16 protein-coding genes are annotated in these 16,689 nt (G+C 67.0%); all 16 read left to right on the plus strand.

Features of this window, described 5'->3' with window-relative positions; translation table 11 throughout:
* Positions 1-126 precede the first annotated feature (126 nt).
* The 16 genes from AC56LG_RS15245 to AC56LG_RS15320 all read left to right on the plus strand — a co-directional run bounded on the left by AC56LG_RS15245 (position 127) and on the right by AC56LG_RS15320 (position 16,681).
* Positions 127-1,830, plus strand: a complete 1,704-nt coding sequence (locus AC56LG_RS15245; RefSeq protein ID WP_497166914.1) for a GspE/PulE family protein — start codon at positions 127-129, stop codon at positions 1,828-1,830.
* The gene (locus AC56LG_RS15250; protein ID WP_497166915.1) at positions 1,830-3,080 is read left to right on the plus strand and encodes a type II secretion system F family protein; all 1,251 of its coding nucleotides are present in this window, start codon (positions 1,830-1,832) and stop codon (positions 3,078-3,080) included. Before AC56LG_RS15245 ends, AC56LG_RS15250 begins: the two co-directional genes overlap by 1 nt.
* Entirely contained in the window at positions 3,080-3,685 is a 606-nt protein-coding gene (locus tag AC56LG_RS15255; protein WP_497166916.1) for a hypothetical protein, read from the plus strand. Before AC56LG_RS15250 ends, AC56LG_RS15255 begins: the two co-directional genes overlap by 1 nt.
* Entirely contained in the window at positions 3,685-4,224 is a 540-nt protein-coding gene (locus AC56LG_RS15260) for a type II secretion system protein (RefSeq protein WP_497166917.1), read from the plus strand. The genes AC56LG_RS15255 and AC56LG_RS15260 overlap by 1 nt, the downstream gene beginning before the upstream one ends.
* Before the next feature lie 27 nt (positions 4,225-4,251).
* Positions 4,252-4,827: a prepilin-type N-terminal cleavage/methylation domain-containing protein gene (locus tag AC56LG_RS15265; RefSeq protein WP_497166918.1), complete on the plus strand. Its 576-nt coding sequence runs from the start codon at positions 4,252-4,254 to the stop codon at positions 4,825-4,827.
* On the plus strand, positions 4,817-5,404 hold the full coding sequence (locus tag AC56LG_RS15270; protein WP_497166919.1) for a type II secretion system protein: 588 nt from the start codon (positions 4,817-4,819) through the stop codon (positions 5,402-5,404). Before AC56LG_RS15265 ends, AC56LG_RS15270 begins: the two co-directional genes overlap by 11 nt.
* On the plus strand, positions 5,401-6,291 hold the full coding sequence (locus AC56LG_RS15275; RefSeq protein ID WP_497166920.1) for a prepilin-type N-terminal cleavage/methylation domain-containing protein: 891 nt from the start codon (positions 5,401-5,403) through the stop codon (positions 6,289-6,291). The genes AC56LG_RS15270 and AC56LG_RS15275 overlap by 4 nt, the downstream gene beginning before the upstream one ends.
* Positions 6,288-6,764, plus strand: a complete 477-nt coding sequence (locus AC56LG_RS15280) for an agglutinin biogenesis protein MshP (protein WP_497166921.1) — start codon at positions 6,288-6,290, stop codon at positions 6,762-6,764. Before AC56LG_RS15275 ends, AC56LG_RS15280 begins: the two co-directional genes overlap by 4 nt.
* Positions 6,765-6,793: 29 nt before the next feature.
* The gene (locus AC56LG_RS15285) at positions 6,794-9,853 is read left to right on the plus strand and encodes a hypothetical protein (RefSeq protein WP_497166922.1); all 3,060 of its coding nucleotides are present in this window, start codon (positions 6,794-6,796) and stop codon (positions 9,851-9,853) included.
* A 138-nt stretch (positions 9,854-9,991) separates the two neighbouring features.
* Positions 9,992-10,933 (plus strand): type IV pilus biogenesis protein PilM, encoded by a 942-nt coding sequence (gene pilM, locus AC56LG_RS15290; RefSeq protein WP_497166923.1) that lies wholly within the window; start codon positions 9,992-9,994, stop codon positions 10,931-10,933.
* Positions 10,930-11,577, plus strand: coding sequence for a PilN domain-containing protein (locus AC56LG_RS15295; protein WP_497166924.1), 648 nt, complete (start codon positions 10,930-10,932; stop codon positions 11,575-11,577). The genes pilM and AC56LG_RS15295 overlap by 4 nt, the downstream gene beginning before the upstream one ends.
* Complete coding sequence (locus tag AC56LG_RS15300) at positions 11,574-12,266, plus strand: type II secretion system protein M (protein ID WP_497166925.1); 693 nt, start codon at positions 11,574-11,576, stop codon at positions 12,264-12,266. The genes AC56LG_RS15295 and AC56LG_RS15300 overlap by 4 nt, the downstream gene beginning before the upstream one ends.
* A complete protein-coding gene (locus tag AC56LG_RS15305; RefSeq protein WP_497166926.1) occupies positions 12,251-12,643 on the plus strand; it encodes a hypothetical protein in 393 nt (130 codons plus the stop codon). The genes AC56LG_RS15300 and AC56LG_RS15305 overlap by 16 nt, the downstream gene beginning before the upstream one ends.
* 14 nt (positions 12,644-12,657) lie before the next feature.
* Positions 12,658-14,445, plus strand: coding sequence for a pilus (MSHA type) biogenesis protein MshL (mshL, locus tag AC56LG_RS15310; protein ID WP_497166927.1), 1,788 nt, complete (start codon positions 12,658-12,660; stop codon positions 14,443-14,445).
* Entirely contained in the window at positions 14,445-15,335 is an 891-nt protein-coding gene (locus AC56LG_RS15315; protein WP_497166928.1) for an ExeA family protein, read from the plus strand. The genes mshL and AC56LG_RS15315 overlap by 1 nt, the downstream gene beginning before the upstream one ends.
* Positions 15,332-16,681: a tetratricopeptide repeat protein gene (locus AC56LG_RS15320; protein WP_497166929.1), complete on the plus strand. Its 1,350-nt coding sequence runs from the start codon at positions 15,332-15,334 to the stop codon at positions 16,679-16,681. Before AC56LG_RS15315 ends, AC56LG_RS15320 begins: the two co-directional genes overlap by 4 nt.
* Positions 16,682-16,689: the final 8 nt, after the last annotated feature.

Below are 16,689 nucleotides of genomic sequence, written 5' to 3' on the forward strand. Positions count from 1 at the left end.
TGCCTATATTACACGCCTTCAACTGCTGAGCGCGGTGTTTCCACCACAAAACTAATTCCATTGGTAAATATTCCCCCGTTCTGCCTTAAAATGATTTCCCATTTTGTAGGCAAGCGAAGGGGTGGTATGGCAAGGCCAGAAAAAGTCAGGCTCGGGGAAATCCTGGTGCAGCAAAAGCTGTTGTCCGAGGAACAGCTGAACCAGGCATTGAGCGACCAGAAACGGACCGGCCGCAAACTGGGGCGGGTCTTCGTCGAGAATGGCTTCGTCACCGAGGAGCAGATCTCGGGTGCGCTGGCGCGCCAGCTGAACATTCCCTACATCAACCTCAAGTTCTACAACATCAGCGATGCCCTGGTGCGCCTGTTGCCGGAAACGGCGGCGCGGCGCTTCCGCGCGCTGGTGCTGGAACAGCGGGCTGACACCTTGCTGGTGGGCGTGTCCGATCCGACCGACCTGTTCGCCTATGACGAGATCGCGCGCCTGCTGAAGAAAAACGTCGAGCTGGCCGTGGTCAACGAGACCGAGGTGCTGCACGCGATCGACCGCATCTACCGCCGCACCGGCGAGATCACCGATTTCGCCAAGGAAGTCGAGGCCGACATCGGCGACGCCTTCGTCGACTTCGGCGCCATGACCGCCAACCCGGGCCTGGAAGAAGCGCCGGTGGTGAAACTGCTGCAGTCGGTGTTCGACGATGCGGCCCAGGTGCGTGCCTCGGACATCCACATCGAGCCGCAGGAAGGGCGCCTGCAGATCCGCTTCCGCATCGACGGCGTGCTGCACCTGCAGACCGAAGCCGACATCAAGATCGCCACGCCTCTCGCCCTGCGCCTGAAGCTGATGGCCGACCTGGATATTTCGGAAAAGCGCCTGCCGCAGGATGGCCGCTTCGCCATGAAGGTGAAGAACCAGCGCATCGACGTGCGTATCTCGACCATGCCGACCCAGTTCGGCGAATCGGTCGTCATGCGACTCCTGAACCAGGCCGGCAACACGCTGCGCCTGGAATCGATCGGCATGCCGCGCAAGATGCTGGAACGCTTCCGCGCGATCGTCGGGCGCCCGAACGGCCTGGTGCTGGTGACCGGACCCACGGGTAGCGGCAAGACCACCACGCTCTACAGCGCGCTGGCCGAACTGAACTCGGTGGAAAAGAAGCTGATCACGGTGGAAGACCCGGTCGAATACCGCCTGCAGGGCATCAACCAGGTGCAGGTGAACGACAAGATCGAGCTGTCGTTCGCGCGCGTGCTGCGCTCGGCGCTGCGCCAGGACCCGGACATCGTGCTGGTCGGCGAGATGCGCGACCAGGAAACCGCGCAGATCGGCCTGCGCGCCGCGATGACGGGCCACCTGGTGCTCTCGACCCTGCACACCAACGATGCCGCCAGTACGCCCCTGCGCCTGATGGACATGGGCGTGCCGCGCTACATGGTGGGCGGCTCGCTGCAGGCGGTGCTGGCCCAGCGCCTGGTGCGCGTGATCTGCGAAAGCTGCACCACCCCGTACCGGCCGACGCCGCCGGAACAGACCTGGCTGCGCGCGGAACTCGGCAATTTCGTCGAGCAGGCCCAGTTCTTCCACGGCAAAGGCTGCTCGCACTGCAACGGCACCGGCTACCGCGGCCGCACCGGCGTCTACGAGCTGCTGGAAATGACGCGCGCCGTCACCGACGCCGCCAACCACCCCGACCCGGCGCACTTTTTGAAAGTCGCGCAGGGCGAGATGGGCGGCGAAACGCTGCGCCGCCACGGCGTGCAGCTGGCGGTGCAGGGCCGCACCACGATCGGCGAAGCCATGCGCATCAGTAACCAGGTGGACGACTGATGCCATTCTTCGCCTATAAAGGCCGCAACGCGCGCGGCGAACTGATGCAGGGCGTGCTGGAAGGGCCGGATGCAGGCGCCGTTGCCGACCAGCTGTTCGGCACGGGTGTAACACCGGTCGATATCGTCGCCACCCGCCGCGGGACTACCAGCACCGGCGCCGCCGGCAGCGCCGGCCTGGGCGAAACCTGGCGCCGCCTGAGAGAGAAAAAAATCACGTCGATGGACGTGCAGCTGTTTTCGCGCCAGATGCATACGCTGCTGAAATCCGGCGTGCCGATCATGCGCGGCCTGGCCGGCCTGCAGGAATCGAGCACCAGTCCCGCCTTTGCGCGTGTGATCAAGGACTTGCGCGAGTCGCTCGACGCCGGGCGCGAACTGTCCGCCGCCATGCGCCGTCATCCGCACTGCTTCTCGAATTTCTACCTGTCGATGGTGCGCGTGGGCGAAATGACGGGCCGCCTGGAAGAAGTCTTCCTGCGCCTGTTCGACCACCTCGAATTCGACCGCGACATGCGCGAGCGCGTCAAAACCGCGCTGCGCTACCCGACCTTCGTGATCGTCGCCATGGTGATCGCCATGGTGGTGGTCAACCTGTTCGTGATCCCGCAGTTCGCCAAGGTGTTCGAGAGTTTTCACGCCACGCTGCCGCTGATGACGCGCATCCTGATGGCGACCTCGCGCTTCACGGTCGATTACTGGACGCTGCTGGCAGGCGTCGCGGTGCTTGCCGTCGTCGGCTTTCGCTCCTGGCTCGGCACCGCGGCCGGGCGCTATAGCTGGGATCGGCGCAAGCTGCGCTTCCCGATCGCCGGCAAGATCCTGCTGAAGGGGACGATGGCGCGCTTTGCCCGCAGCTTCGCGCTGTCGATGAGGAGCGGCGTGCCGGTCGTGCAGGCCCTGACCGTGGTCGCGCAGACCGCCGACAACGCCTACCTGGCGGCGCGCATCGAGCAGATGCGCGACGGCGTCGAGCGCGGCGAAAGCATTTTGCGCACCTCGACCGCGGCCAACGTGTTCACCCCGATCGTGCTGCAGATGATCGCCGTCGGCGAGGAAACCGGATCGCTCGACGACCTGATGGACGAGATCGCGCTGATGTACGAGCGCGAAGTCGACTACGAACTGAAAACCCTGTCGGCCCAGATCGAGCCGATCCTGATCACCTTCCTCGGCGTGATGGTGCTGGTGATGGCGCTCGGTATCTTCCTGCCGATCTGGGACCTGGGCAAGGCGGCTCTGCATCGCTGATGACGCGCATATCGACACCATTATCGACCTTGGCAGCGCGTCGGCAGCGTGGGGCAACCCGCCTGGAACTGGCGCTGGGTGCGATTCTCGCCGCCGTGCTCGCCGGTTTGTTGTTGAATAGCATCATCAGCTACCGCGGTGAAAGCGAGCAAGTCGCGGCAAAACAACTCATCGGTTCGCTGCGCACAGCGCTGGCGGTACGCTCGGCCAAGGTCATTTCGACAAGGGGCGAGGCCGGTTTGTTGGAACTTTCTCATCAAAATCCGATGACATGGTTGCAACAACAGCCCAAAAACTACCTCGGAGAATATTATTCTCCCAACAAAGACGACCTTCCGAAGGGAAATTGGTACTTCGACCGCGCTGCAAAAACCATCGTTTATTTGACTGCCGCAGAGAAATCTTTTTCCGCAGAGACACAAAAAATGATGACCTTCAAGGTAAAATTGCTTCGCGTGCCCGGTCCGGCCGATGCAAGTGGACATTACAAGGGCACTACTGGCCTGGTCATTGAACAAATGAGCGACCAAGTCAACAACCAGGCAGTTGCCTTCAACAACAGTGCGGAATCCCTTCCGCGCCCTACATTTTCGGAGAAAAAGTAATGAACAAGAGCATCAAAGCGTCGCAAGGCGGTTTCACCCTGATCGAACTGATCGTGGTGATCGTCATCCTGGGCATCCTGGCCGCGACCGCGCTGCCGAAGTTCGCCAGCCTGAGCGGCGAAGCGCGCCTGGCCAGCCTGAACGCTGCCAAGGGTTCGCTGGCCGCGACCTCGGCCATGACGCGCGGTAAATTCCTGGTGACCCCGGGCGCGCCTTCGGCCACCATCAACGTCGAAGGCACCTCGGTGACGATGAACACCACCTCGGGCTACCCGGCCGTGACCAACCAGACCCAGTCGGAAGCCCTGGCCGCCGCCGCCGGCCTGGCCACCACCGACTACGTCGTGCTGACCTCGTCCAGCACCGACACCAAGCCAACCCTGGCCGCCAACCAGTTCGCCATCGTTCCAGCCAGCCTGAACAAGACGGAAAAGGCCGCCAAGTGCTACGTGCTCTACACCGGCGCCACCACCGCCAACAGTTCGCCGACGATCACGGTGGGCGCCAGCGCCACGCCGCCGGTCAGCGACTGCGAGTAATCGTTAGCGTCAGCGCCTGACAAGTCCGTGGCTGGCCCGCAATTCCGACCTTTGCGTCCCTCATTGCTTTCCACAGCCGGCCGCGGCTTTCACCGTGGGTTCACCATGGTGGAACTCATCGTCGTCATCATCCTCATCGGCATCCTCGGCACCGTCGCCGTCGGCCGCTTCATGGAACGCTCCACCTTCGACACCGCCGCCTGGACCGAACAGGTCCGGGCGACGCTGCGCCAGGCGCAGAAGGTGGCGATCGCCCAGAACCATCCGGTCTACGTCCACATCACCACGCAGCGCGTCGCCGTCTGCCTCGATGCCGATGCCGGCTGCGCGCGCCTCGATGCGCGCCTGCCGGCAGCGGCCGGCGTGAAGAGTGCATCCGCCGCCACCCGCAGCGCCTGCGGCGACGGCAACTGGATGTGCGAAGCCCGTCCGGAGGGCATCACCATGGGAAGCCCGGGCATCGCCACGCCGATCGGCGGCGTCGCCTTCGACGGCCTCGGCCGCGCCACGATGACCGGCAATTTCGACGGCAAGATCACGATCAAGGGCGGCGACATCGGCACCGTCATCACGGTCGATCCGGAGTCCGGCTATGTGGATTAAGCCGGTACGTGCACGCCAGGCGGGCCTCACCATCGTCGAACTGATCATGTTCATGGTGATCGTCGGGATCGCGCTGGCCGGCATCCTGCAGGTGATGCGCTTCACCACCGCCAACTCGGCCGATCCGCTGCGCCGCAAGCAGGCGCTGATGATTGCCGAAGCGCTGCTGGAAGAGGTGCGCCAGTCCGGGTTCACCTATTGCGATCCGGGTTCGCCGGACGCCGCCGAGGCCACGTCGACGGCCGCCTGCACGATCAAGGAAAACTGGGGTAATGAAGCGCCGTCGCCGCGCCCTTACGACAACGTCAACGATTACGTCGGCGCGGCCGGCGCCGCCACCGCCGCCTTCAACGGCGCCACGGGCGGACTGGCCGACGTGCTGGGCCGGCCGCTGAACCTGGCGGGCTACGGCGCCACCGTCGCCATCACGCCCGACCGCCTGGGCGACATCGTTGCCGGCGCCGGCGCCGACAGCGAGGCGCTGCGCATCCGCATCGTCGTCACTTATGGCGGCGGCGATCCGGTCGTGCTGGACGGCTACCGCGCGCGCTATGCGCCGCTGCAGGGCGTCCAATGATGACGCATCCGCATCGGCATCCAGCTCAGCGCGGCTTCACCCTGGTCGAGGCGATCGTCGCGATCGCCATCCTCGGCATCATCGGCGCCATCGTCGCCGTCTTCATCAAGGCGCCGGTCCAGGGTTATGCAGACAGCGTGGCGCGCGCCGAGGCAAGCGACGAAGCCGACCTGGCGCTGCGCCGCATGGCGCGCGAGATCCGCCTGGCGCTGCCGAACAGCGTGCGCGTGAACGGCGACGGCAGCGCCATCGAATTCCTGCTCACCAGGACGGGCGGGCGCTACCTGGCCGTCGAAGATGGCGCAACAAACGGCAAGCCGCTCGACTTCGTCGACGCGTCCAGACGCGATTTCACCGTCGTCGGCGGCCTGCAGGCGCCGGTCGCGGCCGGCGACTACGTCGTCGTCTACAACCTCGGTCCCGGCATGGCGCCGGCCGACGCCTACGGCTTTGGCAGCGCGGACCGCAACATCGCCCGCGTGACGGACGCCGCCGCCGCCGGCGCCGGCGAACTGAAACTCGCCGACAACCCGTTCGCGCGCGACGATGCGATGCCCTCGCCGGGCAGCCGCTTCCACGTGGTCGGCACCCCTGTCACCTTCCGCTGCGAAGCCAAGGGCGGCCGGCTGGTGCTGACGCGCTACGCCGGCTACGCCATCCGCGCCAGTATCGACGACGCCATGACCGGCACCCCGGGCACGGCCGTGCTGGCGCGCCGCCTGGCCAGTTGCGCCAACCTGTTCAACTATGGGGTCGGCGACGAGGTCGAGCTGCGCCGCAGCGCGCTGGTGCTGCTGGCGCTCGAATTGCAGTTGCCCGGCGCGGCCGGCGCCACCGATGGCCGGGTGCGTCTCGTCCACCAGGTTCACGTCGACAATACGCCATGAAACGAATCGCGCATTTTAACGCCACCATCGTCGCACGACGCCGCCGCAGCCGCGGCGTCGGCATCGTCACCGCCATCTTCCTGCTGGTGGTGCTGGCCGGCCTGGGCGTCGCGCTGGTGACCATTTTCACCAGCCAGAGCCAGGCCATCCTGCTCGACGAGCAGGGCGTGCGCGCGCACCAGGCGGCGCGCGCCGGCATCGAATGGGGGCTGTTCCAACGGCTACGGCCGGGCAACAGCGGCTGCCAGGACGGCAGCACCACCGCCGTGGCGCTGGGCGGCGACGTGTTCGACAAGTTCACGGTGAGCGTGCGCTGCCGCAAGATCGCCGGCCCGGCGGTGGAAGAGGGCGCGCCCTCGCTCGACCGCTGGGTGATCAGCGCCACCGCCTGCGCGCCCGCCCGGGACGGCGCCTGCCCGGACAGCTGGAACAATCCCGACTATGTACGGCGCGTGATCGAGGTGCAGATATGAGGTGGCTATATCTTGTGGCGTTGGCCGCGGTGGCATTCCTGGCCATGGCGGCGCCCGCCCGCGCCGACACGCCGCTCGCCTTGTGGAAGAGCTTCGACGGCAACATCAATTTCACCGGCACCCAGGCCTCGCTGCGCACGGGTTCGAATACCAGCGGCAGCCCGTGCGCGGTGCTGGCGCCCAGCACGGTGCGCAGCGCCAACCTGGTGCTGCCGGCCAATGCCGTCGTCGTGTCGGCGCAGCTGTACTGGGCCGGTTCCGGCACCCCGGACAGCACCGTCACGTTCCAGAATACCGAAATCACCGCCACCCGCCGGTTCACCTCGGCCACCATCGGCAACGGCTTCGATTACTTCGGCGCCGCCGCCGACGTCACCAGCCTCGTCAAGACCGGCGGCACCTATAATTTTTCGGGGCTGACGGTGGCCAGCGGCGCGCCCTGGTGCGGCTCGCAGGGCGTGGTCGGCGGCTTTTCGCTGCTGGTCGTCTACAAGCTGGCGACCGAGCCGCTGCGTGTGCTGAATATCTACGAGGGCTTCCAGGCCCTGCGCAACACCCAGACGGCCGTCACCGCGAACAATTTCCGGTGGAGCAGTTCATGGTTGCCGACCAACGACAAGGCGCGCGTCGGCCACATCGTCTGGGAGGGCGACCCGAGTTTGCAGAGCGGCGAGAGCGTGACGCTGGACGGCAACGTTCTGTCCAACGATAACAATCCGGCTGACAATCAGTTCAACTCGTTCAGCAACGTCAACAACGACAAGAACGCGTTCGGCATCGACTTCGATGTCTACGACACGACCGTCACCATGTCGGCGCTGAAGGATCCGGTCGTCACCAACGGCTACGGCAGCGGGGCCGACCTGGTGCTGCTGAACACAGCGGTCGTGCTGCTGCCGACCATGCAGGTCTCCGATCTCGCGATCAAGATCTCGCGCGCCGGCGCCCTCAAGATCAATACCGACGTCGAGTACACCGTCACCGTCACCAACAACGGGCCGGTCACCGAAACCGGTGCGATCACTGTCACCAACACGCTGCCTCCCGGCATGTACTACGTGTCGGGGGTCGTGACCGGCTGGTCGTGCACGGCGACCCAGGTCGCCGGCACCTGCATCTACCGCGGCACCCTGGCGCCGGGCGCCAGCGCGCCGGTGCTGACGGTCAAGGCGCGCGTCAGCACCCTGGGCGACAAGACCAACACCGTGGTCGTCAAGGGCACCACGACCGACGACAACCAGGCCAACAACTCGGCGTCGGACAGCGGCGTGGCCACCAATGCCGATGGCTCGACCGGCGCACCGCCGGCCACGCCGCCGTCGTACATCTTTACCGATAGTGTCTGCAAGGCCGACATCGCCATCGGCGCCGCCGGCCAGACCTGCAAGGCGTACACGGCCGCCACCACTGGCGGCAATGCAGCCCCGATCTGGCTGACCGCCACCAACAACAAGGGCGTGCCGACGGCGGCCAGCAGCAAGGACGAGACGACGGGATCGTTCCAGTTCATGCTCGAATGTAATAACCCGGCCAGCGGCACCGTCCGCGCGACCTATGCCGACGCCACGATTCCGGTCTGCGCGCCGCAGGGCACGCTGGCCACCTGGTCGGACACCGTCAAGATCAAGTTCCCGGCCAAGACGGTGTCGGTCAAACAGACGCTCGTGTACAACGACGTCGGCAAGATCAGGCTCAACCTCAAGGAGAGCGGCGCGACCGCCTCGACCGAGGTGTTCGTCAGCGCGCCGCTGCGCATCGATTTCAAGCGCATCGCGAATGGCGCGTATGCCAATCCCGGCAACATCACCAACGGCGGGGCGGGCTTTGCCCAAGCGGGCGCTCCGCTGACGGTCGAGGTCGGCGCGGTGTTGGCCGGCAGCGCAGGCTATGCGCCGAATTTCGGCAACGAGCGCCTGACCCCGCTCATCGTGCTGGGCCAGTCGGCTGCCGTGTCGACCCTGGCCAGCCAGGGCGAGGTCGTGGAAAACGACGAGCGCCGCAAGTGGTCCAAGGGCATCCTGACGACCGAGGCCTCGTGGAGCGAGGTCGGCGCCGTCAATTTCACGGTGCGCGCGGACGATCCCGAGATGACCGGCAAGGCCAGCAACCGCTACCTCGGTGTCGAGATCGGCAGCGGCACCGCGGCGGTGGGCCGCTTCTATCCGGCGTATTTCACGACCGACGCCACCGGCCCCTTCAACTGCCCGAAAATCCTGCCGGCGGCCATCGCCTGTCCGCGCGACATCGATGGCACCATCAACGGCGCGGTGTATTCGCAGCAGCCGTTCAACGTGACGGTCGATGCGTACAGCGCCCTCGGCGCGAAACTGCAGAATTTTCCCGGCGCCTGGTTCCAGCCGATCACCTTGTCGGCCGCGGGCAGCGCCGGCGGAGACGCGCTGGCGACGAAGCTGACGGCGTCCGGCGGCACTACCCGGACCACGATCGAGACGGCGGCGCAGATGCCCCGGCAGACCTCGTACAAGCTGGCCAGCGGCTACGACGACGAGGCTAATCCACGGGCCTCAGTCACCGCGCCGACGGTCATCTTCGTGCGCGCCGAGGCGGCCGAAACGACACTCGCCGGCAACGTCGTCATCACCTCGCGCCGGGTTGGCGAGGTCTCCGACGAAGGCGACATCCTGGTCCTGAACGGCCGCATGAAACTGGCGAACGCGCTCGGCAGCGACCTGTTGCGCACGCCGCTTGGCCTGCGCGCCGAATACTGGGGCGGGACGGCCGCCGGCTGGCTGCTCAATGCGCGCTATGAAGACAGCCGCGCGCTTGCCGACGTGGCCTTCAAGGAATGCAAGTTCGATTTCGTTGGCAGCGGCATCAGCGGTTGCAACGATGCCATTCTCGGCCTGGCCGCGACGCCGGGTACGCTTGCCTTCGCAAAAGGGCAGGGCATCCTGTGGCTCAAGGCGCCCGGCAAGCGCGCCGGCGGCGCGGCGCGGCGCGGCGGCTTCAAGGTGCGCTATCCGGGGACGGCGGCCAGCGGCGTGCTCTGGCTGCCGGGCACCACCGGACGGGTCAGCTTCGGCAGCCACCGCAGCCCGGTGATCTACGTGCGCGAGATGTATTTCTGATGCCGGCCGTGCATGGCGCTGCGTGTTGCAGCCGCCCCGCCGGTTGCCGAAATATGTCGGTGTTTCATACGTTCTTGAATATAATCAAGCTTTTACGGCCGGAAGATTTGGCCTCGCTTCACCTCGACAATGGTCCGCATGCGTTTTTTTAGAAAAGCAAAGAAAAGAGAAGGGTGGCTCGCCATCGCGCTGCAGCGCGACGGCCTTGCCGCCGTCAGCATGCAGACCGCGCCCGACATCCGTCCGCAAGTGCGCCAGGCGGTCTTTTATCCGGGCAAGGACCACGCCGCGCTGCTCGAAAAAGCCGGGCGCGAACTGCACGCCCACGCCTACCGTTCGATCACCGTGCTGACCAGCGGCGAATACCAGATCCTTTCGGTCGACGCGCCGAACGTCGCGCCCGACGAACTGAAGACGGCGGTGCGCTGGCGCCTGAAAGACATGCTCGACTTCCACGTCGACGACGCCACCATCGACGTGCTCGACCTGCCGGTCGACCCGAACGCGGCCGTGCGCGCCCAGCATTCGATGTTCGCGATCGCCGCGCGCAACAGCGTGATCGAAGCGCGCCAGAAACTGTTCACCTCGGCCAAGGTCGAGCTGGCCGTGATCGACATCCCCGAGATGGCACAACGTAATATCTCGGCCCTGGTCGAACCGGCCGGGCGCGGCGTCGCCATGCTTTCCTTCGGCAGCGAAGGCGGCTTGCTGACCGTGTCCTACCGGGGCGAGTTGTACCTGACGCGGCGCATCGACCTGCCGCTGGAACAGCTGCTCGACGAGGACATCGAGCGCCGCAACGCCAGCTTCGACCGCGTCACCCTCGAGCTGCAGCGCTCGCTCGACAATTTCGAGCGCCAGTATTCCTTCATCAGCGTGGCCAAGCTGGTGCTGGCGCCCTCGAACGTGCGCGGACTCGAGGATTACCTCGCCAGCAACCTCTACATGCCGGTCGATACGCTCGACCTGGCGGCGCTGTTCGACATCGAACGCGCGCCCGACCTCGCCGACACCCTGCAGCAGCAGCGCTTCATGGTGCCGCTCGGCGCCGCCCTGCGCCACGAGGAGACGGTGCTGTGAGCCAGCAGATCAACCTGTTCAACCCGGTCTTCCTGCAGCAAAAGAAGATTTTTTCGGCGCGCACGATGGCCATCGCGCTGCTGGTGCTGTTCGCCGGCGTCGCCGCGATCAAGCTGTATGGCGACGCGCGTTTGAAGAGCCTGCAGGCGCAGGCCGACGCCGGCGCCGCCCAGCTGACGCAAAAGCAGGCGCGCCTGGCGAGCGTCACGCTTGAGTTCGCGCCGCGCCAGCGGAGCGCCGCGGTCGACGCCGAACTGGCCGAGGCCGAGCGCCAGCTGGCCGCCCTGCGCGACGTCTCCGGCGTGCTCGCACGCGGCGAACTGGGCAACACGCAAGGCTATGCCGAATACTTCCGCGCGCTGGCGCGCCAGCATGCCGATGGCCTCTGGCTCACCGGCGTGAGCATCACCGGCGCCGGCCTCGACATCGCCGTGCGCGGCCGCGCGCTCGACCCGCAGCGCGTGCCCGGCTACCTGAACCGCCTGACCACAGAACCCATCATGCGCGGCAAGGCTTTCGGCAGCCTGCAGATCGGCCAGGGGACGGCTTCGAATGGCGCGCCGAACGCCGCAGCGGCCGCACCGGTCGCTGCGCCTTACGTTGAGTTCAGCTTGCAGACGACGCCGGAAGGAGCCAAGCCATGAAGGAGCAACTGACCCGGCTCGCCCTGCGCATCGACGCGCTGACCCTGCGCGAGCGCGTCATGCTGTTCGCCGCGGTCGCCGCCAGTGTCGTCTTCCTGATGCATTTCTTCGGCCTGGGGCCGATGTACGCCAGGCAGGAGCAGCTGCGCAACCAGATCGTCCAGCAGCAGAACAACCTCGAGGGCATCGACAACGAGATCCGCGACAAGGTACTGGCCGCCCAGGTCGACCCCGATGCGCCGGCGCGCGCACGCACGCTCGAAATACGCGGCCAGATCGACAGCATGGCAGCCAGCCTGCGCGCCATGCAGAACGGCCTGGTACCGCCCGAGCGCATGGCGCCGCTGGTCGATTCCATCCTGCGCGCCAACGGCCGCCTGCAGATGGTGTCGATGCGCACGCTCGCGGCCGAGCCGCTGATGGGGACGGCGGGTTCTGCCGCAGCCGCAGCCCCCCAACCGGCAAGCGTTTCAGCGCCGGCCGCCACGCCCTTGCTCTACCGGCACGGCGTCGAAGTCACCGTGCGCGGCAACTACCTCGACATGATCGGCTACATGGCCGCGCTCGAATCGATGCCGACCCAGCTGTTCTGGGGCCGCGCCCAACTGGAAACCGAAACCTGGCCCAGCTCGCGCCTGACGCTGACCCTGTACACCCTGAGCCTGGATGCGAAATGGATGAAGCTGTGAAGCGCGCATTTGCCGTGCTGTTATTGGCCTGTGCGGGCGGTGCCGGCGCCCAGGCGCTGCAGGACCCGACCCGTCCGCCGGCCGCGCTGCTGCCGGGACAGGGCGCCGCCGGTTCTGCCGGTACCGCCGCGCCGGCGGCCGCGAACCGTGCGCCGCAACTGCAGTCGGTACTGATCGGGCGCCAGCCGGGCGGGCGCCACGTCGCCGTCATCGATGGCGAAACGCTGCGCCTGGGCGACACCTACAAGGGCGCGCGCGTCGTGCGCATCGAACAGAACGAAGTGGAACTGCGGAGCGGCGACGCCCGCCAGGTCCTGAAACTACACGCGGCCGCAGCACCCCATGCCGGCGCCATCGAGCGGATACGAGATCAATGAAGGACAGGACACCCATGCGACACATCTCCCTGCCGGCGCTCGCCGTGGCCGGCACGCTGCTGGCCGGCTGCGCCGCCACGCCGCCGCACCAGACCTACGACACCATCAAACGTGACATGGCAAGCGCGGCCAGTGCCGCCGCACCCGGTGCGCGCGCCGCCGTGGGCGAAGATGCCGTCGCCAACGCCCTGCTGCCGCCGGCCGCCGCCCTGGCGCGCGAGCTGCCGAAAGCGCGTCCGGCGCTGGAAGAGCGCTTCAACGTCGCCTTCAACAATGTGCCGGCCCAGCAGTTCTTCCGTTCGATCGTCGCCGGCACCCGCTACAACATGCTGGTTCACCCCGAGGTGGCCGGCAACATCAGCGCCAACCTGAAGGACGTGACGCTGGCCGAAACGCTCGAAGCCGTGCGCGAGATGTACGGCTACGACTACAAGATCGACGGCACCCGCATCACGATCCGCCCGCTGACGATGCAGACCCGGATGTTCCATGTGAACTACCTGGTCGGCAGCCGGCGCGGTTCGTCGAACCTGCGCGTGACCTCGACCTCGGTGTCGAACGTGGCCAACAACAACGGGGGCAATAACCAGGGATTGCAGAACCAGCAGGGCAACCAGAACCAGAATCAGAACGGCAACAACCAGAACGGCTTCGGCGGGAATGCGACCCAGGTCGCCAGCACCGACGTCAACATGCTCTCCGAGAGCGACTTCTGGGGCGACCTGAAGTCGGCCATCGAAGCCATCGTCGGCTCGCGCGAAGGCGGGCGCAGCGTCGTCGTCAGCCCGCAGTCGGGCGTGCTGGTGATCCGCGCCATGCCGGAAGAATTGCGCAACGTCGACGCCTACCTGAAGGCGACCCAATTGTCGGTCGACCGCCAGGTGATCCTCGAAGCGAAGATCCTCGAAGTCGAACTCAACGAACAATTCCAGAGCGGCGTCAACTGGGCCAGCTTCTCCTCGATCGGCAACTCGCGCAGCAACCGCGCCGCCACCGGCATCATCGCGCCGGGCGCCGGCCTGGCGCCGCTGCCGTTCAACGGCGGCCAGCCGCCGGTCATCGGCAACGGCCAGGGCCTGGCCGCCAGCACCGGCTTTTCGCTGTCGAACGCGGCCAATGCCGCTGGCTCGCTGTTCGGCTTCGCCTTCCAGACCAACAGCTTCGCCGCGCTGATCTCGCTGCTCGAACAGCAGGGCACGGTGCACGTGCTCTCCAGTCCGCGCGTGGCGGCGGTCAACAACCAGAAAGCGGTGCTGAAGATCGGTACCGACGAATTCTTCGTCACCGGCGTGACCACCACCACCAACACCAGCACCACCGGCAACACGGTGACGCCGAGCGTGACCCTGCAGCCGTTCTTCTCGGGCGTCGTGCTCGACGTGACGCCGCAGATCGACGAAAAGGGCAACATCCTGCTGCACGTGCACCCGTCGGTGAGCCAGGTGACCACCATCACCAAGGGCATCGACCTCGGTTCCGCCGGTTCGCTGACGCTGCCGCTGGCGGCCTCCTCGACCTCGGAACTGGACAGTATTGTCCGCGGCCAGGACGGGCAGGTGGTGGCCGTGGGCGGCCTGATGCGCCAGGCGGCGACCGACGACACCAGCGGGTTGCCGGGCGCCGGCCGGGTGCCGGTGCTGGGCGCGCTGTTCCGCAACAAGAACAAGGTGGCGCAAAAGCGCGAGCTGGTGGTGCTGATCAAGCCGACCATCGTCGACAGCGCCAGCAACTGGAGCCAGGACCTGCTCGACACCACGCGGCGCATCGAGGCGCTCGATCCGCGCACCCTGGAGCGCAAGTAATGTACGCAGCGTATTTCGGCTTGCGCGAACTGCCGTTCGGGATCACCCCGGACACGAGCTTCTTTTTCGGCAGTCCGCGCTCGCAGGAAGCGCTCAACACCCTGCTGGTGGCCGCGAAGAGCGGCGAAGGCTTCATCAAGATCACCGGCGAGGTCGGCACCGGCAAGACGCTCCTGTGCCGCAAGTTCATGGCCACGCTGGGCGAGGATTTCGTCACCGCCTACATCCCGAATCCGTTCCTCGAGCCGCGCACGCTGATGCTGGCGCTGGCCGACGAACTGGAAGTGCCGTTCGAGCGCGACGTCGACCAGCACCGCATGCTCAAGTCGATCATGCAGCGCCTGCTCGATCTCGCGCGCCAGGGCAAGCGCGTGCTGCTGTGCCTCGACGAGGCGCAGGCGATTCCGGTCGACAGTCTGGAAGCGCTGCGATTGCTCACGAACCTGGAGACGGAAAAGCGCAAGCTGCTGCAGATCGTCATGTTCGGCCAGCCGGAGCTGAACCGCAAGCTCGAACTCGAATCGATCCGCCAACTGGCGCAGCGCATCACCTTCCATTACCACCTCGGGCCGCTGTCGCGCGACGACCTCGATTTTTACGTGGCGCACCGCCTGCGCGTGGCAGGCTACACTGGCGCGCGCCTGTTTTCGCCAAGCGCGGTTAACCGCCTGTACCGCGCCAGCGGCGGCATCCCGCGCCTGGTCAACATCATGGCGCACAAGGCGCTGATGCTGTGCTACGGCGAGGGCAAGCAGACGGTGGCGGCGTCCCACGTCGACGGCGCTGCGCGCGATACGGTGGCCGTGAAACGCTCGCTGTGGCCCTACGTTGCCGGCGCCGGCGCCCTGGCCGCGACCTTGGCCGGACTTGCCTGGACCTTTGCACGATGAGCCTGATTAACAAAATGCTGCAAGACCTCGACGCGCGCGGCACCACCCGTGCCGACGGGGTACCGCCGGAAATCAAGACCGTCGCGACCGGCACGCGCCGCCCGGCGCCCCTGCGCATCGCCGCCATCGCCGCCGTCGTGCTGGTACTGGCCGCCGGTGCGACCGCCTGGTTCGTGCTGCCGCTGAAAGGGTACACCTACCAGCCGGTGCAGCCGCAGCCGGCCGCACCGGCCCCGGCGCCCGCCGCGCCGCCGGCAACCGTGGCTGAAGTCCCGCCTGCGCCGGTTGTCGAGGCGCCGGTGCAGGCGCCCGTTGCCGACACGGCGCCGCCGGTCGCCGCCGACACCGTGGAAGCGCCGCCGCCGCCCGTCAAGAAAAATGTCGCCGAGCCGGCTCGCAACACCCCGGCCGAGCGCCCGCGCCAGGCGGCGCCAGTGGCCGCCGCGCCGCAAGCCGGCGGCTCGACCACCTCGTGGGCGGTCGCCAGCGAACGCGCGCGCGCCGAGCGGGCGCGCCTGAACGCACGCTGGCAAGCCGAGCGCGAGCGTCTTGCCGCCTTGCCCGAGGATCAGCGGCGCGCGGGCGAGCGCAAACTGCGCGAGGAGCAGGCGCGCGCCGCGGAGCGGGCGAAGATCGAAACGGCCTGGCTGGCATCGCTTGCGCGCCGCGAGGCCGGCGGCGGCGCCATCGACGTGCCCGCCGCGCCGGCCGCACCCAGGGCCACCGAGCCGGCGCTTGCCGCTACGCCGGCGGCACGTGCGCAGGGCCGGGTCGAAACCAGCAGCCAGGGCGCGGAGAATGCGTACCGGCGCGCGCTCGCCAGTCTGCAGGATGGCCGCGTCGGCGAAGCCATCGCCGGCCTGCAGCAGACCCTGCGCGCCAACCCGCGCCACGAGGCGGCGCGCCAGACCCTGGTCAGCCTGCTGATCGAAAACAACCGTGGCGACGAAGCCATGACCCAGCTCCAGCAAGCCCTGACGCTCGACCCGCGCCAGCCGGCGCTGGCCATGCTGCTGGCGCGCCTGCAGATCGAGCGCGGCAAGAGCGGCATCGAGACCCTGCAGCGCACCCTGCCTTACGCCACCGGCAACGGCGATTATCACGCCTTCCTCGGCGGCGCCCTGCAACGCCAGGGCCGCCTGCGCGAGGCCGCCGAACAGTACGAAACCGCCTTGCGCACGGCGCCCAACAATGCGGTCTGGTGGATGGGCCTGGGCATCGCCCTGCAGGGCGAGAAGCGCAACGGCGAAGCTGCCGATGCCTTCCGCCAGGCGAAGTCGCTGGGGACGCTGTCGCCGGATCTGCAAGCCTTTGTCGAGCGCCGCATCGCGCAACTGGGGCGCTAAGTACTCGC

Source organism: Telluria sp. ZB2R32, assembly GCF_059685715.1.